The organism is Streptomyces sp. NPDC051555, from assembly GCF_044454405.1.
Taxonomy (GTDB): Bacteria; Actinomycetota; Actinomycetes; order Streptomycetales; family Streptomycetaceae; genus Streptomyces.
Genome location: NZ_JBITDP010000020.1, coordinates 35,963 through 56,428, shown reverse-complemented (window position 1 = coordinate 56,428; position 20,466 = coordinate 35,963). Strand labels below are relative to the sequence as shown.

At 73.8% G+C, this 20,466-nt stretch carries 20 protein-coding genes; 8 read left to right on the top strand and 12 right to left on the bottom strand.

The window, feature by feature from the left end:
* Positions 1 to 39: 39 nt before the first annotated feature.
* Together ACIBEA_RS32210 and ACIBEA_RS32205 are read right to left on the bottom strand one after the other, a co-directional pair.
* Positions 40 to 864, bottom strand: coding sequence for a DUF1684 domain-containing protein (locus tag ACIBEA_RS32210; RefSeq protein WP_399266727.1), 825 nt, complete (start codon positions 862 to 864; stop codon positions 40 to 42).
* Between the two features lie 95 nt (positions 865 to 959).
* Positions 960 to 2,306, bottom strand: coding sequence for a DUF5685 family protein (locus tag ACIBEA_RS32205; protein ID WP_399266726.1), 1,347 nt, complete (start codon positions 2,304 to 2,306; stop codon positions 960 to 962).
* A 284-nt stretch (positions 2,307 to 2,590) separates the two neighbouring features.
* Between ACIBEA_RS32205 and ACIBEA_RS32200 the strand changes: the two genes are divergently transcribed.
* Positions 2,591 to 3,049 carry a cell division protein SepF gene (locus ACIBEA_RS32200; protein ID WP_399266725.1) on the top strand — a complete coding sequence of 153 codons (459 nt, stop codon included), beginning with the start codon at positions 2,591 to 2,593 and terminating at the stop codon, positions 3,047 to 3,049.
* A gap of 9 nt (positions 3,050 to 3,058) precedes the next feature.
* On the opposite strand, the gene ACIBEA_RS32195 is transcribed toward ACIBEA_RS32200, so the two are convergent.
* On the bottom strand, positions 3,059 to 4,243 hold the full coding sequence (locus ACIBEA_RS32195; RefSeq protein WP_399266724.1) for an acyl-CoA dehydrogenase family protein: 1,185 nt from the start codon (positions 4,241 to 4,243) through the stop codon (positions 3,059 to 3,061).
* A gap of 286 nt (positions 4,244 to 4,529) precedes the next feature.
* Complete coding sequence (locus ACIBEA_RS32190) at positions 4,530 to 6,155, bottom strand: MFS transporter (protein ID WP_399266723.1); 1,626 nt, start codon at positions 6,153 to 6,155, stop codon at positions 4,530 to 4,532.
* Positions 6,156 to 6,423: 268 nt separating this feature from the next.
* Between ACIBEA_RS32190 and ACIBEA_RS32185 the strand changes: the two genes are divergently transcribed.
* Both ACIBEA_RS32185 and ACIBEA_RS32180 read left to right on the top strand, forming a co-directional pair.
* Positions 6,424 to 7,620: a hypothetical protein gene (locus ACIBEA_RS32185; RefSeq protein ID WP_399266722.1), complete on the top strand. Its 1,197-nt coding sequence runs from the start codon at positions 6,424 to 6,426 to the stop codon at positions 7,618 to 7,620.
* 253 nt (positions 7,621 to 7,873) lie between these two features.
* Complete coding sequence (locus ACIBEA_RS32180) at positions 7,874 to 8,920, top strand: phosphatase PAP2 family protein (RefSeq protein ID WP_399266721.1); 1,047 nt, start codon at positions 7,874 to 7,876, stop codon at positions 8,918 to 8,920.
* A 328-nt stretch (positions 8,921 to 9,248) separates the two neighbouring features.
* Here the strand turns inward: ACIBEA_RS32180 and ACIBEA_RS32175 are convergent, their stop codons facing one another.
* Entirely contained in the window at positions 9,249 to 10,247 is a 999-nt protein-coding gene (locus ACIBEA_RS32175) for a helix-turn-helix transcriptional regulator (protein ID WP_399266720.1), read from the bottom strand.
* Between the two features lie 312 nt (positions 10,248 to 10,559).
* Complete coding sequence (locus ACIBEA_RS32170) at positions 10,560 to 11,267, bottom strand: transglycosylase family protein (RefSeq protein ID WP_399266719.1); 708 nt, start codon at positions 11,265 to 11,267, stop codon at positions 10,560 to 10,562.
* A gap of 323 nt (positions 11,268 to 11,590) precedes the next feature.
* Between ACIBEA_RS32170 and ACIBEA_RS32165 the strand changes: the two genes are divergently transcribed.
* Positions 11,591 to 12,406 (top strand): hypothetical protein, encoded by an 816-nt coding sequence (locus ACIBEA_RS32165; protein ID WP_399266718.1) that lies wholly within the window; start codon positions 11,591 to 11,593, stop codon positions 12,404 to 12,406.
* Between the two features lie 232 nt (positions 12,407 to 12,638).
* On the top strand, positions 12,639 to 13,091 hold the full coding sequence (locus ACIBEA_RS32160; RefSeq protein WP_399266717.1) for a hypothetical protein: 453 nt from the start codon (positions 12,639 to 12,641) through the stop codon (positions 13,089 to 13,091).
* 24 nt (positions 13,092 to 13,115) lie between these two features.
* Here ACIBEA_RS32160 and der read toward each other — a convergent pair whose 3' ends face one another.
* The 5 genes from der to ACIBEA_RS32135 all read right to left on the bottom strand — a co-directional run bounded on the left by der (position 13,116) and on the right by ACIBEA_RS32135 (position 17,830).
* On the bottom strand, positions 13,116 to 14,585 hold the full coding sequence (der, locus tag ACIBEA_RS32155) for a ribosome biogenesis GTPase Der (protein WP_399266716.1): 1,470 nt from the start codon (positions 14,583 to 14,585) through the stop codon (positions 13,116 to 13,118).
* A 76-nt stretch (positions 14,586 to 14,661) separates the two neighbouring features.
* Complete coding sequence (locus tag ACIBEA_RS32150) at positions 14,662 to 15,351, bottom strand: lysophospholipid acyltransferase family protein (RefSeq protein WP_399266715.1); 690 nt, start codon at positions 15,349 to 15,351, stop codon at positions 14,662 to 14,664.
* Positions 15,306 to 16,013, bottom strand: coding sequence for a (d)CMP kinase (gene cmk / locus ACIBEA_RS32145; protein WP_399266714.1), 708 nt, complete (start codon positions 16,011 to 16,013; stop codon positions 15,306 to 15,308). The genes ACIBEA_RS32150 and cmk overlap by 46 nt, the downstream gene beginning before the upstream one ends.
* A 140-nt stretch (positions 16,014 to 16,153) precedes the next feature.
* Positions 16,154 to 17,239: a prephenate dehydrogenase gene (locus ACIBEA_RS32140; protein WP_399266713.1), complete on the bottom strand. Its 1,086-nt coding sequence runs from the start codon at positions 17,237 to 17,239 to the stop codon at positions 16,154 to 16,156.
* Between the two features lie 138 nt (positions 17,240 to 17,377).
* Entirely contained in the window at positions 17,378 to 17,830 is a 453-nt protein-coding gene (locus tag ACIBEA_RS32135; protein ID WP_399266712.1) for a YidB family protein, read from the bottom strand.
* Positions 17,831 to 17,973: 143 nt separating this feature from the next.
* Between ACIBEA_RS32135 and ACIBEA_RS32130 the strand changes: the two genes are divergently transcribed.
* The 3 genes from ACIBEA_RS32130 to ACIBEA_RS32120 all read left to right on the top strand — a co-directional run bounded on the left by ACIBEA_RS32130 (position 17,974) and on the right by ACIBEA_RS32120 (position 19,705).
* The gene (locus ACIBEA_RS32130) at positions 17,974 to 18,315 is read left to right on the top strand and encodes a DUF952 domain-containing protein (RefSeq protein WP_399266711.1); all 342 of its coding nucleotides are present in this window, start codon (positions 17,974 to 17,976) and stop codon (positions 18,313 to 18,315) included.
* 108 nt (positions 18,316 to 18,423) lie between these two features.
* Entirely contained in the window at positions 18,424 to 18,930 is a 507-nt protein-coding gene (locus tag ACIBEA_RS32125; protein ID WP_399266710.1) for a Rieske (2Fe-2S) protein, read from the top strand.
* 49 nt (positions 18,931 to 18,979) lie between these two features.
* Complete coding sequence (locus tag ACIBEA_RS32120; RefSeq protein ID WP_399266709.1) at positions 18,980 to 19,705, top strand: DNA polymerase beta superfamily protein; 726 nt, start codon at positions 18,980 to 18,982, stop codon at positions 19,703 to 19,705.
* On the opposite strand, the gene ACIBEA_RS32115 is transcribed toward ACIBEA_RS32120, so the two are convergent.
* Positions 19,694 to 20,464: a DNA polymerase beta superfamily protein gene (locus ACIBEA_RS32115; RefSeq protein ID WP_399266708.1), complete on the bottom strand. Its 771-nt coding sequence runs from the start codon at positions 20,462 to 20,464 to the stop codon at positions 19,694 to 19,696. The genes ACIBEA_RS32120 and ACIBEA_RS32115 overlap by 12 nt on opposite strands.
* Between the last annotated feature and the right edge of the window lie 2 nt (positions 20,465 to 20,466).

The following is a 20,466-nucleotide window of genomic DNA, read 5'->3' as shown; positions in this document are numbered from 1 at the left end:
CCGTGCACCTGACAAGCACTGACCGGGAGTGTGGTGGCGTCAGATACCGGTAGCAAGGGCTGATTCCAGCCGCCGTTCACCTGCGGCGACCTCGAAGGGCAGGGTGTTCCCGGGCGGCGGGAACGGGCAGATGAAGTGGTCCGCGAAGGCGCAGGGAGGCAGCAGCGCCCGGTTCAGGTCGACCGTGATCGAACCGTCGGCCGCCGGGACCCCGGGGCGCAGGAAGCGGAAGCGGTAGCTGCTCCGCCCGCCGGTGGCATCGCCGAAGACGGCCCACAGGCTGCCGTCGTCCTCGTCCACGGCGACCTGGAGGGCGTGCGGGGCGCCCCGGAAGTCGAAGGCCAGCTCGCCGCCGAGGCCGAGCCCGCGGGCCCGCCCGTCGGCGTTCTCCACCTGTACGGTCCGGTCCTCGTCGTACGCCCGGAAGCGCCCGGGGAGCACGTACGCCGGGTCGTAGGGGGTGGCTTCGATCGTCTTGAAGGCGCTGCGGGCCGGGGCGTGCGGGTCGTAGCCGCGGACCGCCCACGCCCCCTCGCGCCGGATCACCACCAGCCGGACCGCGCCCGCGGCGGCCCGGGAGGCCGACGGCGGGCCGTCGTCGGCGCCGAGCACCGCCTCGCCGGTGAAGGCTTCGCCGTCGAGGGCCAGCCCGTCGCCGGGGCCCGCGGCGAGGAGGACTCCGGCGTCCGTCTCGCGCCACCGCCCGGGAACGTCCGGAATTCGACCCTCCGGGTAGTCGGCGAGCCAGTGCGTGCCGGTGAGGGCCAGGGGGCCGTAGGGGCCGGACACCGTGTCCACCCGGTGCGCGTGCCAGCGCTCCCAGGCGGTGACGGCGTCGGCCGCGTCCGTTGCGTCAGAGACCATGCGGTCACATTTCCACACCGCGGCCGCCGGTCGATGTCACCGGCGTTACAAGGTACGCCGTACGGACCTGCTCTGACGTCGCCTCAAAGGCGCGCTCAGCAGCCGCAGTCGCACCCGCAGTCGCAGCAGTCGCACCCGTCGCAGCAGCCCCCGTCACCGCAACACCCGCAGTCGCAGCCGCTGCAATCGCAGTCGTCGCACCACGCGTCCCGCTTCTGGCGGGACCAGGGCCCCTCGTGTTCGGTGCAGCACAGCTGGCAGGTGCAGAAGAGCCCGATGGCCACGGCGCAGCCCGCCAGCAGGCCGCGTCGCGGCTTCTGCGGCGGCAGGCCGCCGAAGCCGCCCGGACCGCCGCCCCAGCCGCCCCCGGGCCCGCCCGGGCCCATCGGCGGGGGCGCCGCGGGGCCACCGGGAGCCGTCGGCCCGTAGGGGTTGCCGTACGGGTTCCCGCCCTGGGGGCCGCCGCCGTACGGGCCCCCGCTCCCCGCGTCCCAGCCGGGCGGCGCCGCGCCGAAGCCCTGACCGTGGCCCTGCCCCTGCCCCTGGCCGTGCGCGTGCCCGGCGGCGGAGCCCGCGTGCCCGCAGGAGCTCGTGCCGAAGGCGCGGTCCACCGAGGTCCGCAGCTCGTGCACCAGCAGCCGGTGCGCGAGCCCCGCGTCCACGAACTCGACCTCCCGCAGGGACAGCCGGATCCCGCTCAGCGCGTCGTCGCACAGCCGCCGCGCCTCGACCAGCGGGGTCCCGGTGGCCGTCAGCGGGTTCCAGGCCCCCGCCACGGCGTCGGCGGCCTGGTCCTCCACCGCGTCCAGCAGGTGCGCGAGCCGGCCGAAGTAGCGGCCCGCCTCCGCGAGCGCGGGGGCGTTGCCCGGCCGGCCGGCCAGGGTCGCGGTATGGGCGAAGGCGGCGGCCGTGGCGGTCTCGGTCGGCTCGGTCACCCGCAGCACCGGAGTGCCGAGCCCGGCCAGTGCCTCGATGTCGCCCTGCCGGTCCACAGCGTCCACGAGCACCGCGGTGTCGAAGCCGAGCGAGGCCCCGGTGCGCGCGCCGGCGCGGTCCCAGCGCCGGGCCACGGTGCGCGCGGCGGCGGCCAGTGGAGCGCGCGCCAACAGGCCGTCCCGGTCGGCCACGTGGTCGCGCACCTTCGCCGAGGCGAGCACCAGGGAGACGGCGGCGGCGAGCCGCGCGCCCTCGCCGTTGGCCACCGGCGCGGTGCGCATCCCGCGCAGCGGGCAGGGGCCCGCCGTGCGCCGGGAGCCCGGGGCCGGTCCGGACTGAGCCTCCGTCAGAACGGATATGAGCAGCCCGTCGTAGTTGGTCACCACCCGCGCGAACTGACCGTGGTCCCCGCGAAGTGCCAGGCACAGTCCGCAGAGATGGGCCGTCCACTCCGTCTTGAACCGGTCCCCGAGCCGGTGCGTGCAGGGTCTGACGATGCCGAACAAGTGGTTCCCCCGTGTGTCAAGCGCGTGCGTGCGGGGCATCGTACCGAGCCCGGTCCTTCACCCGTACGTCCCCTGCGGTCACCTGAACGGATGCAGCGATCGTATTTTCACTCAGTCAGCAGCGGGTAGACGCCTGGAACCTTGGCCCGCACCGGATGTTCTGCACCAGTACCGTCACGAAACCCCTGCGCGGCGACTATCCACTTGGCGCGTTGTCAGCATCATGGTCGACCATAGGGACGCGGAGAAGATGACAGACAGACCCCCGGTGAAAGGAGGCGTCCATGGGTTCGGTACGCAAGGCGAGTGCCTGGCTGGGTCTCGTTGAGGACAGCGGTGACGAGCGTTACTACGACGACGAGTACGCGGAGGCCGCGGCGCAGAGCAACCACACGGGCGGTGTGGAGCGCGAGCAGTGGGTCACCGACCCGCGGGTCCAGGTGGCGTCCGAGTCGGCCGTCGAGCACGGCCGGCGGATCGCCACGGTGACCCCCGACGGCTTCCGCGACGCGCGGGGCATCGGCGAGCTGTTCCGCGAGGGCGTGCCCGTGATCGTGAACCTGTCCTCGATGGACCCGGGCGACGCGAAGCGCGTGGTCGACTTCGCGGCCGGCCTGACCTTCGGCCTGCGCGGCTCCATCGAGCGGGTGGCGACCAGGGTCTTCCTGCTGACCCCGGCCGACACCCAGATCGTCAGCGGCGAGTCCGGCGGACGCACGCGCGACTTCTTCAACCAGAGCTGAGCAGGGCGCTCACCGGAAGGCGTCGAGGCCGGTGAGTGCCTTGCCCAGGACCAGCTGGTGCATCTCGACGGTGCCCTCGTAGGTGAGCACCGATTCGAGGTTGGTGGCGTGCCGCATGACGGGGTACTCCAGGGAGATCCCGTTCGCGCCGAGGACGGTCCGCGCGGTGCGGCAGATCTCGATCGCCTCGCGGACGTTGTTGAGCTTGCCGAAGCTGATCTGCTCCGGCCGCAGGGTGCCCGCGTCCATGCGGTGCCCGAGGTGGTGGGCGAGCAGGATGCCCTTGTGCAGCTCCAGGGCCATGTCCGCGAGCTTGGCCTGGGTGAGCTGGAAGCCACCGATGGGCTTCCCGAACTGCTCGCGCGTCTTCGCGTAGCCGAGGGCCGACTCGAAGCTGGCGCGCGCCGCCCCCATGGACCCCCAGACGATCCCGTACCGCGCGTGGCTGAGGCAGCCGAGCGGGCCGCGCAGGCCGATGACGTCGGGCAGCACCGCGTCCGCGGGCAGTCGTACGTCGTCCATGACCAGCTCGCTGGTGACCGAGGCGCGCAGCGACCACTTGTGCTTGATCTCGGGCGCCGAGAACCCCGGGGTGTCGGTGGGTACGGCGAAGCCGCGGATCCCCTCGTCGGTCTGCGCCCAGACCACGGCGACGGCCGCGACCGAGCCGTTGGTGATCCACATCTTGCGCCCGTTCAGCACCCAGTCGCCGCCGTCGCGCTTGGCGTGGGTGCGCATCGCGGCGGGGTCCGAGCCCACGTCCGGCTCGGTCAGCCCGAAGCAGCCGATCAGCTCACCGGCGGCCATGCCGGGCAGCCAGCGCTGCTTCTGCTCCTCGGAGCCGTACTTCCAGATCGCGTACATGGCGAGCGAGCCCTGTACGGAGACGAGGGAGCGGATCCCCGAGTCGGCGGCCTCCAGCTCCAGGCAGGCCAGCCCGTACTGGACGGCGCTGGCGCCCGCGCAGCCGTACCCGGTCAAGGACATGCCGAGCGCGCCGATCCCGCCCAGCTCGCGGGCCAGCTCCCGGATCCCGGGCAGCTCGCCCTTCTCGTACCAATCGGCGACGTACGGCAGCACGCGGTCGGCGGCCCAGGCCCTTACGGTGTCCCGCACCGCGAGGTCCTCGGGGCTCAGCAGCTCGTCGAGCCCGAGGGGGTCGGTGGGGACGAACGGCGTTTTCGACGCGGACACGAGGGCCTCCCGGCGGGCCTGGAAACAAAACCTAGCGCTGCAAGTTAGCCACCGTTCACCCCCGGGGTCCACCCCCACCCACATCAGCCCCGCCGGCGTTTGAGGCGCAGGGTCCGGGGCGGAGCCCCCGGCCATTCCAGCCCCGCCGGCGTTTGAGGCGCGGGGTCCGGGGCGGAGCCCCGGGGCGGGCGCCGCCACCCACCGAACCGGTCGACGCAGCCTCCGGCGGGCCCTCAATCGCCGGGCAGGCTGGATGTGCAGCCCCGCCGGCGTTTGAGGCGCGGGGTCAGGAGGAGCGCTGCGCGGAGGGCCCCGCGACCGGGTCCGGGCAGGGCCCCGACTGCCCGGGGATCCGCACCGGCTCGGCCGGCCCCGGCTCACCCTCCAGCCCCCGCGGCAGCTTCAACGCCATCGCCGCCCCCGCGAACAACAGCACCGCACTCACCGCCAACGTCACGTGCAGCCCGTGCACGAAGGAGTGCCGGGCCGCCGAGTAGAGCGACTCCCCCGCCGGCCCGCCAAGGCTCCGCGCGATCTGGTACGCCTCGCCGAGCGAGTTCGAGGCCCGCCCGGAATCCACCGCCGAGACCCCGGGAACCTCCCGCAGCCCTGGGATGTAGGCCGCGTTCATGACACTGCCGAGCAGCGCGATGCCCATCCCCGCACCCAGCTGGTAGGAGGTCTCGCCGATCGCCGCCGCGCCCCCCGCCTTGCTGGCCGGGGCCTCGCTCAGCATGGACTCGTACGCCGCGAAGAGGGTGGTCTGCAGCCCGAAGCCGAGCAGCACGAAGCCGAAGGTGAGCAGCCAGGGCCGGTCGTCCAGGCCCATCAGCGTCAACAGCAGCACGGCGCACGCGGTGAGCGTGAAGCCCAGCGAGACCATCGCGCGCGGGCCGACCCGCTGGAGGGTGTACGAGCCGGTGGCGCCCGCCGCCATCGCCGCGAAGGTGAGCGGCAGCAGCCGCAGCCCCGTCTCCAGCGGGCTCAGGTGCAGCACCAGCTGGAGGTACTGGACGGCGATCAGCTCCAGGCCGACCAGCGCCAGCATGGCGAGCACGATGCAGGCCACGGAGGTGGAGAAGGCCACCCGGGAGAACATCCCGATGTCGATCAGCGGCTGCTCGCGCCGCTTCTGCCTGCGGACGAACAGCACCAGCAGGGTGGCGCCGATCAGCACCGGGACCACCGCTCCGACCTCCAGGAAGGTCCGGTCGGCGCCCGCGCGCTTGACCCCGAGCACCGTACCGAGCACGCCCCCGGCGGCCATGAGCGCACCGAGCACGTCCCAGGGCCCGTCGTCGGCCCCCTTGGACTCGGGCAGCAGCCACCGCCCCAGCGGCAGGATCAGAGCCATCAGCGGGATGTTGATCAGGAAGACGGAGCCCCACCAGAAGTGCTGGACGAGGAAGCCCCCGATGACGGGACCGCTCGCCGCGCCGACGGCGGCGACCGCGGTCCAGATCCCTATCGCGAGGGCCCGCTCGCGGCGGTCGGGGAAGACCGTGCGCAGGATCGACAGGGTGGCGGGCATGATCATCGCGCCGCCGATGCCGAGCAGGGCGCGCGCGGCGATGAGCAGCTGGGCGTTGTCGGCGAGGGCGGCGATCGCCGAGGCCACGCCGAAGAGCCCGTAGCCGAGCAGCAGGATCCGACGGCGGCCGACCCGGTCGCCGAGGGTGCCGAAGAGGATCAGCAGCGAGGCGCAGACCAGGGGGTAGGCGTCGACGATCCACAGCAGCTCGATCGAGCCGGGGCGCAGGTCCTCGGTGACCGAGGGGACGGCGACGTGCAGGATCGTCGCGTCGAGCGCGACGAGGAGCAGACTGATGCAGAGGACGGCCAGTACGGCCCAGCGGTTGGCGCCTCCCGCGAGCGCGCCGATCCGCTGCCGGAGGGTGTTCGTCCCCGACATGCATCTACCTCCCAGATGAGCCCTCGCCGCGGCGGACCAGCGTCCGACGGCCGCGGAGGGCGGCGGCCCACGGGGTCCGGCATCGACGCGCGAGTGAACGGACAGCGTACGCGAGTTCGAGCCAGCGCCGACGTGGCCAAGCTCTCATCCCGGTCACGTCCGCACGGTGCGGTACGTCACGGCGCAGCTCCCCCCTTCCCCCTCCCCCACCGGCGTACACGCCAGGTCACGGGCCGTGGATCGCCGCGCGGCCCCGATAATCGATCCCGTGAACGATCACGCCCCACCCGCCCCGCCCGCGCCGCCGCACCCCGCGAACCGGCCGCCCGACCCCACCCCCGACCCCGCGCCGGCCCCGACCCCGCGCCGGGTCGCGCCCGCGCTCGCCGTCTTCGCCGCGGTGCGCGCACTGGGTCTGCTCGCGCTCTGGCTGTGGGGGTCGGCCGCGGGCAGCAGCGCGCACACGCTGCTCTCCGCCCGCTGGGACTCCCTCTGGTACGCGCGGGTCGCGGGCGAGGGCTACGGGTACGAGGTGGTGCTGGCCAACGGCGACGTCCACTCGAACCTCGCCTTCTTCCCGCTGCTGCCGTGGCTGGAGCGGGCGGTGTCGGCGCCGACCGGCATGGCGTACGGCGATGCGGGGCTGGTGGTGGCGTGGACGGCGTCCCTGGCCGCGGCCTGGGGGATCTTCGCGGTCGTCGACCTGCTGTACGGGCGCCGGGCCGGGGTGCTGGCGGTGGCGCTCTGGGCCGCTCTGCCGGTCGGGATCGTGCAGTCCATGGCCTACAGCGAGGCCCTCTTCACGGCGCTGGCGGCCTGGGCCCTGTACGGGGTGCTGCGCGGCAACTGGGTGTGGGCGGGCACGCTGGCCGCGCTGGCGGGGCTGACCCGGCCGGTCGGGGCGGCGGTGGTCGCGGCGGTCTGGGTGGCGGCCGTACTGGCCCGGCGGGGCGGCGGGGGTACCTGGCGGACGGCGGTCGGGGCGGCGCTGGCCCCGCTGGGGGCGGCGGCCTACGTCCTGTGGGTCGGCGCGCACACCGGGCGCGGGCTCTTCGGCTACCTGGACGTGCAGGCCGGCTGGGGCAACGGCTTCGACGGCGGCTGGGCCTTCGCGCGTTTCATCGGGGGCCGACTGGGCTCGGCCACGCCGCCCGGGGTCCTGGCGGGCCTGGGGCTGCTCGCGGGGGTCGCGCTGGTGCTGTGGCTGTGCGCGGCGTGCGTGCGGCAGCGGCAGCCCGTGGCGCTGCTGGTCTACGGCGGGATCGTGGTGGCCCTGGCACTGTGCGCCTCGGGGTACTTCGGGTCCAAGCCCCGGCTGCTGCTACCGGCCTTTCCGTTGCTGCTGCCGGTCGCGGTGGCGTTGGCCCGCCGGCGGACCGGGCGGGCGGCCGCGGCGGTGGGGGCGCTGGCCCTGGCCTCGGCGGTCTACGGCGCCTGGTGGCTGAACGGGTCGGGGCCGCCGTAACGGGAGCCGGCTAACGGAAGGGGGAATTCCGATCCATCTTTGTGCAAAGTAATTGCTCCCGGCCCCATAAAATCCCGATAAGTGTGTCACCTTATTCAGGACACATGTGGATCACGTTCCGGCAGCCACGCCTCAGGACATTGCCGCATTCCGGGGAATAAAGACCCGAACGAGACCAACTCCACATCACATGGTCATCACAAAGCCCGGGATTCGACCGGGCGGCCCATCGGCGCGCGGTAACGTCGATTGGGTGCGTACTGACCAAATTTTCACCCGTCTGGAGCGGGTGTTCGCCCGCCTCGACCGGGAACCCGAACGACCGGCTCATCTGCAAGTGCCGCAGATGAGCCGGCACCGTGTCGTGCTCTTCGGCGCGACGCTCGTGTTCTACCTGGCGATCGTGATCGGCGTACTGACCACCTCGTGGCTGGTGCGGCTCGACTGGCAGCTGATGTTCTTCCGGCCGTACGAGCAGTGGCCGCAGGTGCACGCCTTCCTCGACTACCTCGTGGTGCTGGGCCAGCGCGGCCCCACCTCGATGATGGTCATGGCCTGGCTCGGCTGGCGCTGCTGGCGCCAGCACACCTTGCGCCCGCTGATCACGCTCGGCGTGGCCCTGCTCGCGCTCAACGTGACCGTGGGCTCGGTGAAGCTCGGCCTCGGCCGCCTCGGCCCGCACTACGCGACCCAGATCGGCTCGGCCGAGATGTTCGGCGGCGGCGATATATTCCCTTCCGGCCACACCGCCAACGCCGTCGTGACCTGGGGGATCCTGGCCTACCTGGCCTCCACCGGAGTCACCCGACGGGTGCTGTCGACGGCCTCCGCGATCGTCGCGCTCAGCGTCGGCGCCACCACCGTCTACCTCGGTACGCACTGGGTCAGCGACGTGCTGCTCGGCTGGGCCGCCGGCCTGCTGGTGCTGCTCGCCCTGCCGTGGTTCGAGCCCTTCATCGCCCGGACCGAGGCCTTCATCATGGAGCAGCGCGTCGCCTGGCGCCTGCGCCGCCGCAACGGCGCGGCCGCACTGCCCGTCGCCCCGCTGTCCGCCCAGGCCAAGGTGTTCGTCCAGCGGGCGGCCGAGGCGCTTCCGGTGCCCGAGGAGCCCGCCGCGGTGCCCGCGGGCGCCGGCCACGCCACCGCGGCCCGTACGACGGCCCCGCACGTGGCCGCCCGGCCGCACGTCATCCGCTCGGAGCGGACCCCGGTGACCCCGGCGGGCAGCCGTCGCCCGCCGCACACCGACCGCGACCGCACCGGACGCAACCCGGCGGCCCGCCCGGTGGCCGGCGGCTGACCCGGCGCCCGGGCGGGAGCACGGTACGCACAGCCCGATCCCGCCCCGGCCCCGTTCCACGCTCCACGCTCCACGCTCCACGCTCCACGCTCCACCCGACTGCCGCGAGCCGGATCATCCTCCGGACCGCGGCAGTCGTGCGTCAGCCGAACGCCCAGGTGTTCGTCCAAACCGGGTCACGCTTGTGTCACGGATTGCCGACAGTCGTTCCGCCCGCCGAGTTCCTCACGGCAATTGTTTACCGGCCCGCGACACGCCCGGGGCGACGGCTCATTCCAATTCCTGTCCGGACCCCCGGAATTCCGTGTCCGCATTGCCCGACACGCCTTCACCTTTTCTCCACGCGCGGGGAGTCCGCCCCGTCCACCGGCCCCACGGCCCGCCCGAGGAGGTCCCGCGCCGCCCTGATCCGCGCGGTGAGCTCGGGAGGCTCCACGACCTCGAACTCGCAGCCGAGCAGCATGAGGTGAATCACCAACACGTCCAGGCCGACCGCTCCCGTGCGCAGCAGGCAGCTGTGCGCGTCCAGTGCCTCCAGTGCCCCGTCCGAGGGCCCGATGGTCCGCGCCGCCTCCTCGGCCGGCAGCCGCAGCCGCACCACGGCCCGGGCCGCGTACCCGCGGTGGGAGACGCCCTCGGAGACGTACGCCGCCAGGTCCTCGGCCGGTGGCGGGCGCGGGGTGAACCGGGGGCCGTGCGGGGGCCTCGGCTCGATCCGGTCCGCGCGGAAGGTGCGCCAGGCGGCGCGCTCCAGGTCCCAGGCGACCAGGTACCAGCGGCGCTCGGTGCACACCAGGCGGTGCGGCTCCACGGTCCGGCGGGTGCTCGCACCGGCGTGGTCCCGGTAGCCGAAGCGCAGCCGTTCGCCGTCCCGGCACAGCGCCGCCAGCTCGGCCAGCACGGAGGGGTCCGCGGTGGCGCGGTCCGGGCCGCGCAGCATCGGCACGGTGAAGGCGTTGAGGGCCGATACCCGGCGCCGCAGCCGCGTCGGCAGCACGTGCTCCAGCTTGGCCAGGGCGCGTACGGAGGCCTCCCCGATGCCCTCGACGCCGTTCCCGGCGGCGGTCCGCAGCCCGATCGCGACCGCCACGGCCTCGTCGTCGTCGAGCAGCAGCGGGGGCAGCTCGGCTCCGGCGCCGAGCTGGTAGCCGCCGCCGGTGCCGGGGCTGGCGTTGACCGGGTATCCCAGCTCGCGGAGGCGGCCCACGTCGCGCCGTACGGTCCTGGGGGTCACCCCGAGCCGCTCCGCGAGGGCGGACCCGGTCCATTCCCGGTGCGCCTGCAACAGGGACAACAGGCGCAGCAACCGAGCGGAAGTCTCCAGCATGCCCCGAGTCTGCCAGCGCCCCACCCCGCCCATTACAGCCCCGCCGGCGTTTGAGGCGCCGCCGGAGGCCCCACGAACCGCTCCGGTCGATATGGCCTCCGGCGGGCCCTCAAACGCCGGGCAGGCTGATTCCCCGGCCGTTCAAGCCACGCAGGCTGAATCAGCCCGCCCACTCCAACCCGGGCAAGCTGAATCGGCCCGCCCACTCCAACCCGCGCAGGCTGAATCGGCCCGCCCACTCCAGCCCGCGCAGGCCGAACCGCCCCGCCCACTCCAGCCCCGCCGGCGTTTGAGGCGCCGCCGGAGGCACCGTCAGCGAACGCGCGGCACAGGCACAGGCACAGCCGAAGGCGCAGCCGGGGCAGGGGTGGGGGCCACGGCCCCCGGCGTCGGGGCCGGGGCCGGGGCCGACGGCTTGGCCGGGGCCGGGGCAGACGGCGGCAGGACCAGGAGCGAGCCCACCACCAGGAGCTCCGGCCGGCCCCCGATCACCCCCCGGTTCGCCTCGTACAGCACCCGCCACCCACCCCGCACCCGATGCCGCCGAGCGATCGAGTCCAACGAGTCCCCGCCCCGCACCACGTGCATCCGCCCCGCCAACCCGTACCGCTTCGAGCAGACCGGCCACGCCTCCCACCCCTGCGTGCCCAGGACGTCCTCCGCCACCCGGATCTGCTGCTCCCGCGCCGCCAGGTCCGCGCGCGGCGCGTAGCCGAGCCCGCCGTGCTCCTCCCAGGTGGGCTGCCAGAACTGGAGCCCCCCGTAGAAGCCGTTGCCGGTGTTGACGTTCCAGCGGCCGGTGCTCTCGCAGTCGGCCACGCAGTCCCACGGCCACTGGCCGCCGGGCCCGCAGTCCCCGGCCCCCTTCCCGATCGTCCCCGGCGCACCGACGGCGGCGACCCCGGCGGGCCCGGGCGCGGGTGGCGGTGGGGCCGACGCGTAGCCGCGCGACGCCGCCGACGGTACGAACACCAGCGCGGCAGCCACCAACACGGCCGCCCGGATCCGGAATGTGGGCATCTGATCACGCTACGCAGCCCCCCTCGCGCCCCCGCCCCGCCACGCGGCCGCCCACCCGCGGCCACCCGGAAGGCCGATCACCCCGCCCCCGCGAACCGCGCATTCCGCGCCGTCAACTGAGCACAAAGGGAAAAGAGTTGGCATGAAAGCAACGCTCCGTTCAGCCCGTTCACTCGTCCGGGGGTCAGGTTCGAATCCGTTCCCTCATCCGGCGTGACCCCGGCCGTCACTCCCCCGTTGATCCCGGCGAGCCGGGAACCGCCCGGTCCCGCACGCCGAGACGGAACGGCCCACCGGTCCGTCGTAGTCCGAGGAGTCACTCCGTGCCGCGCATGCTCGAGGTCAGTGATGACGTACGCGCCGAGATCGGCGACGAAGAAGCCAACCGACTGCTCGCCGGTGACCAGGCCCCGAGCAGTTACGACTGCACCTCGTGCCGCACCCCGGGGGACTCGGAGCGCGAGCAGACCAGCACCGTGCTGTTCGTCGGCGAGGAGACCGCGGTCCTCGCCTTCGCCCACGCACTGTGCATCCCCTCGCAGGTGGTGAACGTCTCCGAGGCCCAGCTCCAGGGCGCCGTCCGCAGCATCACCGGCACCGACCCGGCCGCCGAGGGCCCCGGCGACGCGTTCGCCGCCCCCGACGTCCCCCAGGCCGTACCGGGCGGCCAGGCCGTGCTCGGCATCACCAGCGGGCTGGTCCTGATCGGCGGCGAGCTGCACCCCGCGCTCGTGGTCGAGCCGACCGCGCCGATCGCCCGCCCCGGCACCGACGGCCCGGGCGACGACTTCCTGCCCCTCCTCATCGAGCAGGGCTTCATCCCGGTCACCGACACCTCCACGCTGCCCTCGCAGCTGTCCGGCTGGTCGGTGCTGCTCGCCGCGGGCCTGCTGCACGCCGTGCTCCAGCCCGGCATCGACGGCGGCGCCCCCACCTCCTGGTGGCAGGCCCACAAGGCGCTCTCGGTCACCGACGGCTGGCGCGCGGCCGTCAACAAGACCCAGCGCGTGCTCGTCTACGCCGCCCCCGTCGGCTCGATCGGCCAGCAGCCCCGCGAGGACCTGCTGCGCGACGCGCTCGACAAGGCCGCGGCGGGCGGCAAGCTCGTGGCGGCCTCCATGCCGCTCGCGGGCACCTGAGCCCCGCCCCACCCCCACCGGACTGCCCTCGTCCGGTCCCGGCCCCGGACCCGTCCGGGGCGGGGGCCGGGCGATGGCGTGCGCCGGGGGTGCGCGGTCCGTCCCGCACACCCCCGGCGATCTGCGATTTCTCCCCGGCGCCCCGCATCCGCAGGGCGCCGGTTTCGTTGGCAGATACGTGCATTCATACGATCCCTCCCGCGCCCCGTCCTATTCGAGCCCCATCCCCCCGATGCGCCCCGCATGGACGCGGGAGGGGACGCACGCCGCGCCGCACACCGCCTCGCCCACCCCGATCTTCGACGCCCTGTACTCGGAGTACCTGCGCTCCTTCCGGGCCCTGCCCGGCGACCGCAGCGGCGAGGAGGACCTCGGTTTCACGGCCTTCGGCACGGCCCCGGCCGCTCCCGGCGGCGCGCTGGCCACCACCGGGTACCCGGGCGCGTACAGCAGCGGTCAGACCAGCACGAGCGGCTGGAACGGTTCCGCATGGCAGACCGACCCGTGGCAGCCCTCGTACGCGCCCCAGCCCGCGTACGTCCCCCAGCCCTCCTACGCCGGCCAGGGCGCCCAGGGCTACGCCACCGCGGGCACCGCCCCCGGATACGGCAACGGGCGGCAGCACCAGACCGGGATGCAGCACATCCCGGCGGCCCTGCCGCCCGCTCCGCGCCGGGGCTACTGACCCCGGTGCACCCGCTGGGTGCGACTACTGCTTGTTGCTCTTGCTCTTGTTGAAGCCGCGCTTCTCGCGCACCCGCACCGAGAGGTGGATCGGGGTGCCCTCGAAGCCGAACTCCTCGCGCAGGCGGCGCTCGATGAAGCGCCGGTAGCCGGCCTCCAGGAAGCCGGAGGCGAAGAGGACGAAGCGCGGCGGCTTGGTGCCCGCCTGGGTGCCGAAGAGGATGCGGGGCTGCTTGCCGCCGCGCACCGGGTGCGGGTGGGCGGCGACGATCTCGCCGAGGAACGCGTTCAGGCGGCCCGTCGGGACGCGCGTCTCCCAGCCCTCCAGGGCGGTCTCGATCGCCGGGACCAGCTTGTCCATGTGGCGGCCGGTGAGGGCGGAGACGTTGACGCGCGGGGCCCAGGAGACCTGCTGCATCTCGGTCTCGATCTCGCGCTCGAGGTAGTAGCGGCGCTCCTCGTCCAGTTCGTCCCACTTGTTGTAGGCGATGACGATGGCGCGCCCGGCCTCGACGGCCATGGTGATGATGCGCTGGTCCTGGACGCTGATGTTCTCGGTCGTGTCGATCAGGATGACCGCGACCTCGGCCTTCTCGACGGCGGCGGCCGTGCGCAGGGAGGCGTAGTAGTCGGCGCCCTGCTGGAGGTGCACCTTCTTGCGGATGCCCGCGGTGTCCACGAACTTCCAGGTGATGCCGCCGAGCACGATCAGCTCGTCGACCGGGTCGCGGGTGGTGCCGGCCATCTCGTTGACGACGACCCGGTCCTCCTTCGCGACCTTGTTCAGGAGCGAGGACTTGCCGACGTTCGGACGGCCGATGAGGGCGATCCGGCGCGGGCCGCCGGGGGCCGCGGCGCCGAAGGTCTGCGGCGGGGCCTCGGGCAGGGCCTCCAGGACGGCGTCGAGCATGTCGCCCGTACCGCGGCCGTGCAGCGAGGAGACCGGGTGCGGCATGCCGAGGCCGAGCGACCACAGCGCGGTCGCGTCGGCTTCGCCGCTCTGGCCGTCCACCTTGTTGGCGCAGAGCACGACGGGCTTGCCCGCCTTGCGCAGCAGCTTGACGACGGCCTCGTCGGTGTCGGTGGCGCCGACCTTGGCGTCCACGACGAAGACGACCGCGTCGGCGGTCTCGATGGCGTACTCGGCCTGGGCGGCGACGGACGCGTCGATGCCGAGGACGTCCTGCTCCCAGCCACCGGTGTCCATGACCTTGAACCGGCGTCCGGCCCATTCGGCGTCGTACGAGACGCGGTCGCGGGTGACGCCCGGCTTGTCCTCGACCACCGCTTCGCGGCGGCCGATGATGCGGTTCACCAGGGTCGACTTGCCGACGTTCGGGCGGCCGACGACGGCGAGGACGGGGAGCGGGCCCGCGCCCGCCTCCTCGATCGCGCCTTCGACGTCCTCGATGTCGAAGCCTTCTTCCGCGGCGAGCTCCATGAACTCCGCGTACTCGGCGTCTCCGAGTGCTCCGTGGTCGTGCTGGTCGTTCATGAAGTCCGTTCCTCGTCGTTCGTGGTGATCGGTGGCACCCGCAGCGCGCGGGTCCACTACTGAGTTCAAGTCTCGCCTAGCGGCCGGTGAGCCGCTTGGCGTCGGCCAGGTGGCGGGTCAGCCGGTCCTGGATGCGTACGGTGGCCGCGTCGAGCGCCGTGCGGGTGCGGCGGCCACTGCCGTCGCCCGCGTCGAAGGCGTCGCCGAAGACGACGTCGACCCGACCCTTGAAGGGCGGCAGTCCCTTGACCAGCCTGCCACGGCGCTCGGTGCTGCCCAGCACCGCGACGGGCACTATGGGCGCTCCGCCGCGGACCGCGAAGTAGGCGAGGCCGGCGCGCAGCGAGGCGAAGTCGCCTTCGCCGCGGGTGCCCTCGGGGAAGATCCCGAGGACCCCGCCGTCACCGAGGACGCCCAGGGCGCGGGTGACGGCCTCCCGGTCGACACCGGAGCGGTCGACCTTGACCTGCCCGATCCCTTCCAGGAAGGGGCCCAGCGGGCCGATGAACGCTTCCTTCTTGATCAGGAAGTGCACGGGCCGCGGCGCGGTGCCCATGACCATGGGCCCGTCGACGTTGTGGGAGTGGTTGACGGCCAGGATGAGCGGCCCGGAGGCCGGTACCTTCCACGCGCCGAGCACACGGGGCTTCCAGAGCCCGTACATGAGCCCGATCCCGATCCGCCGGCCGACCGCCGCACCCTTGGGGGAGGGCGTTTCGCTCACTGGCCGGCCGCCCTCTTGTCCTCCACGAGGGTCACGACGCACTCGATGACCTGGTCGAGGGTGAGTTCCGTGGTGTCGACCTCGACGGCGTCGCCGGCCTTGGCCAGCGGGGAGGTCTTGCGGCCGGAGTCGGCCGCGTCGCGCTTGATCAGCGCCGCCTTCGTGGCCGCGAGGTCCTGGGCGTGGGCGCCCTTCAGCTCTCCGCTGCGGCGGGCGGCGCGCGCCTCGGCCGATGCGGTGAGGAAGACCTTGAGGTCGGCGTCGGGCAGGACGGTGGTGCCGATGTCCCGGCCTTCGACGACGATCCCCGCGGCCGTCCGCGCCGCTTCGGCGGCGATGGTGCGCTGGAGGTCGGTGATCAGGGTGCGCACCTCGGGCACCGCGCTGACCGCACTGACCTTGGAGGTGACCTCCTGGGTGCGGATCGGCCCGGCGGCGTCGAGGCCGTCCACGCTGATGGTGGGCGCGGCGGGGTCCGTACCGGAGACGATGGCGGGCTTGCCGGCCGCGAGCGCGATGGCCTGCGGGTCGTCGAGGTCGATGCCGTTGGTGATCATCCACCAGGTGATGGCCCGGTACTGCGCACCGGTGTCCAGGTACCGCAGCCCGAGCTTGGCGGCGACGGCCTTGGAGGTGCTGGACTTGCCCGTGCCGGAGGGACCGTCGATGGCGACGATCACGGCGGACTGAGCGGCGGTTTCCACGGGGCGAGCACCTTCCTGGTTGCGCGTACGTGTCCGGGCGCGCGAAAACGCCCCTCCTTAAGGTTACCGACTCGGCGGGGTACCCGGCGCCGGTCGGTTCCGGGGCCGCCGGAAGGGGCGCCGGGAGGCCGCCGGGAGCCCTACTGGCGCAGGGCCCAGCCCCGCTCGCGCAGCTCGGCCGTGAGTCCCGCGGCCGCCCGGGGGTCCACGCTGAGCTGGACCAGGCCCGCCTGCTGCCCGTTGGCGTGCTCGATCCGTACGTCCTCGATGTTGACCCCGGCCCGACCGGCGTCGGCGAAGATCCGGGCCAGCTCGCCCGGCTGGTCGCTGATCAGTACGGTCACGGTCTCGTACACGGTCGGCGCGGAGCCGTGCTTGCCCGGGACGCGCACCCGGCCCGCGTTCCCGCGGCGCAGCACGTCCTCGATGTCGTCCGCGCCGCCGCGCCGCTTCTCCTCGTCCGCGGACTGGAGTCCCCGCAGCGCCTGCACGGTCTCCTCCAGGTCGGCGGCGATCCCGGTGAGCACGTCGGCGACCGGCCCGGGGTTGGCGGAGAGGATCTCCACCCACATCCGCGGGTCGGAGGCGGCGATCCGGGTGACGTCGCGGATGCCCTGCCCGCACAGGCGCACGGCGCTCTCGTCGGCCTCCTCCAGGCGCGCCGCGACCATGCTGGAGACCAGCTGCGGGGTGTGCGAGACCAGCGCGACGGCCCGGTCGTGGGCGTCGGCGTCCATCACGACGGGCACGGCCCGGCAGAGCGCGACCAGCTCCAGCGCCAGGTTCAGCACCTCGTGGTCGGTGTCCCGGGTCGGCGTCAGCACCCAGGGCCGTCCCTCGAACAGGTCGGCCGTGCCGGCGAGCGGTCCGGAGCGCTCCTTCCCGGCCATCGGGTGCGTGCCGATGTACGCGCTCAGGTCGGCGCCCAGGGCCTCCAGTTCGCGCCGCGGCCCGCCCTTGACGCTGGCCACGTCCACGTAGGCCCGTCCCAGCCCGCGCCGGATCGCGTCGGCCAGGGTCGCGGCCACGTGCGCGGGCGGTACGGCGACGATCACGAGGTCGACCCTGCCCTCGGCGGGTTCGTCCGTGCCGGCGCCGAAGGAGGCGGCGGTGCGGGCCTGGGTCGGGTCGTGGTCGCTGAGGTGGACGGTGATCCCGCGGGCGGTCAGGGCGAGGGCCGCGGAGGTGCCGATCAGTCCGGTTCCGATGACGGCGGCGGTTCTCACTGGGGGCTCCTCGAATGGATCACGATCGGGCGGGCGGCGCACCGCACGGTGCCAGCGTAGTCAGCCGGTACGCGCCGGGGCCCGGCGGTCCGTCCCGAAGGACGGTCCGCCGGGCCCCGGTCCGCGGCGGCCGGTGGCTCAGAGGTTCTGCTGCTTGAGGATGTCCTCCAGCGAGCCGGTGGGCAGGGTGCCTCCGGGGCTCAGCTTGTCGACCGCCTGGGGCAGCGCCTGGGCGATCTGGTCGGCCGCTTCCTGCGGGCTGACGCCGGCCTGCTGGGCGGCCTGCTTCAGGGCCTCGTCCGGCAGGGCCTCGGCGATCTGGGCGCCGCTGACCGCCTGGTTGTCGCCCGTACCGACCCAGGACTGGGCCTGGTCGACGAGGCCGGACTTGGTCAGCATGTCCAGCAGCCCGCCGAGCGGGTTGTTGCCGCCGCCGGCCGCCTGGGCGCCGCCACCGCCGCCGGCGCCGCCGAGCGCGCTGAGCAGGGCGCCGAGGATGTTGCCCGCACCGCCACCGCCACCGCCCTGGCCGCCGCTCCCGCCGCCGCCGAGGAGACCGCCCAGAAGGGAGCCGAGGTCGTTACCCGCCATCGTCATGCCTTTCGAAGAGGGAGCCGGGGCGCACGGCACTGGGCCCGCCCGGCAGCATCGAGAACACGGCCAATGTCACCCGAACCGGACAGGCCCGCCACTGGGCGGCATCCGGCCCCCCGTCCTGCGGTAGAACGATCGGCATGATCTTCCACATCGTCGCCCTCGCCGACTGGTCCGCCGCGCCCGAGCGCCCGTACGCCCCGCCCTCGCTCGACTCGGAGGGCTTCGTGCACTGTTCGGGTGACGCCGCCACCGCGCTCGCCATCGCGGACGCGCACTACGCGGCCGTGCCCGGGCCGCTGCTCGCGCTCGAACTCGACGAGGCGGCCCTGACCTCGCCGGTCCGCCGGGAGGGTGAATCCGGCGGCCGCTACCCGCACGTCCACGGCCCGTTGAACCGGGACGCGGTGGTCCGCGTGTGGGAGGTCGTACGGACACCGGGGCGCCCGGCGGAACTGGCTCCGCCGGCGCCCGGCCACTGACGGGGCTGGTGCGGCGGGGCGGCGGACGGCGGCGCGGCAGGCTTCTCACGGAGCCCGCGACGCGCCAGGATGCTGCTGCCCCACCGACCACCCCAGCAAGGAGATGTCATGAGCGAGCCCACGCGCACCGCCCGGCGCACGGTACTGGCGGCAGGGGCGGTGGCCCTGGCGGGCGGCGCGCTCACGGCGTGCGGCGGCGGTGACGAGAAGCAGACCAACGGCGCCGGCGCCGCCACGCCGCCCTCCGCCGCCCCCAGCCAGCCCGACGGCGCCTCGTCGGCGCCCCCGGCCCCCGCGTCGTCCCCGGCCGAGGGCGGGGCGACCGGCAAGGCCCTGCTGAAGGCCGCGGCGGTACCGGTGGGCGGGGGCACGGTCCTCAAGGACGAGAAGCTCGTGGTCACCCAGCCCACGGCCGGCTCCTACCGCTGTTTCACGGCGGTCTGCACCCACCAGGGCTGCCTCGTCAACAAGGTGGCGGACGGCACCATCGACTGCCCGTGCCACGGCAGCAAGTTCCAGGTCGCGGACGGGGCCGTGGCCCACGGTCCGGCCACCCGTCCGCTGGCGGAGAAGAAGATCGTGGTGTCCGCGGCGGGCGAGATCTCCCTCGCCTGACGGCGATATCCCTTCGCGGGGCGGGCCGCCACCCGCCTACGCTGCGTCGATGGACAAGCACGACGCGGGGGCGGGGGCGGGGGCGCGGGAGCAGGCGCGGGCGCTGACGCTGGTGCGCGATCACACGGTCTACGCGTGCGTGATGGGGTCGCGGGCGTTCGGTCTGGCGACGGACGCGAGCGACACCGACCGGCGCGGTGTCTACCTCGCCCCGACCCCGCTGTACTGGCGGTTCGAGAAGCCGCCGACGCATGTGGAGGGGCCCCGGGAGGAGGAGTTCTCCTGGGAGCTGGAGCGCTTCTGCGCCCTGGCGCTGCGCGCCAACCCCAACATCCTGGAGTGCCTGCACTCCCCGCTGGTGGAACGGCTGACCCCGGTGGGCGAGGAACTCCTCTCGCTCCGCGGGGCGTTCCTGTCCCGGCACGCCCACACCACCTTCAGCCGCTATGCGGCCGCGCAGCGCGCCAAGCTGCGGACGGACGTCCGCGTGCACGGCGCCCCGCGCTGGAAGCACGCGATGCACCTGCTGCGCCTGCTGGAGTCCTGCCGGGACCTGCTGCGCACCGGCGAGCTGTCGATCGACGTCGGCGAGCGGCGGGAGGGCCTGCTCGCCGTCAAGCGCGGCGAGGTCCCGTGGGCCGAGGTCGAGGTCCGGATGTCCCGCCTGGAGGCGCAGTCCCAGGCGGCCCTCACCACCTCCCCGCTCCCCGCCGACCCGGACCTCCCCCGCATCGAGGACTTCCTCGTCCGCACCCGCCGCGCCTCAGCCGGCTGACCCCAGGAACCCGGTGCGCGTCCGCACCACGAAGTCGTCCAGCGCCTCGTAGGCGACCGGCTCCGGCGGCAGCGCACTGCCCGCCTGCGCCTCGTCCAGCACGCCGTGCAGCGCCGTGAAGTCGCCGAGCAGGATCGCGCGGTCCGCTCCCGCGTACGGCCCGTGTTCGGCCGCGACCTTGGCCGCGATCAGCTCCGGCAGGTACCCGGGTGCCCCGGCCACCTCGGCCACGAGCACCGGCAGGTTCGCCTGCACCCCGCCGCCGCGCATCAGGGCGATGCCGGTCAGCAGTGCCCGGAAGGCGTAGAGCAGCGGCTTGAGCTCGCCGTTCTTCTCGAAGAGCCGCCACTGCGTATTGGCGAAGCCGCGGTAGTGGTGGGCGTGGTGGGAGGTCAGCACGCCCGGCGCGAGGGAGACCAGCTCCTCGTGGGCGGGCGTCGTGTGGACCACCAGGGGCGAGAGCAGCTGTTCCAGCACGTACCCGTTGGGCCGCAGCATCAGCCGGACGAACTTGCGCAGGTCGTGGGTGACCAGGTCCATCTCGGTCCCGTCGCGGTCCCACATCCGGGTCCGGGTCTCCTCCGGCGCGCCGAGCCCGAAGAGCGCCTCGGGCGCCAGCAGGTGGACGCCGCGCAGGTCGACGTCCGAGTCGCGGGAGGGGAATCCGTACAGGTGGGCGCCCGAGACCGTGGCGAAGAGCAGCGGGTCGGGCTGCTCGGCCACGACGGGCGCGAGGTCGGCGTTCGATGTGTCCAGCACGG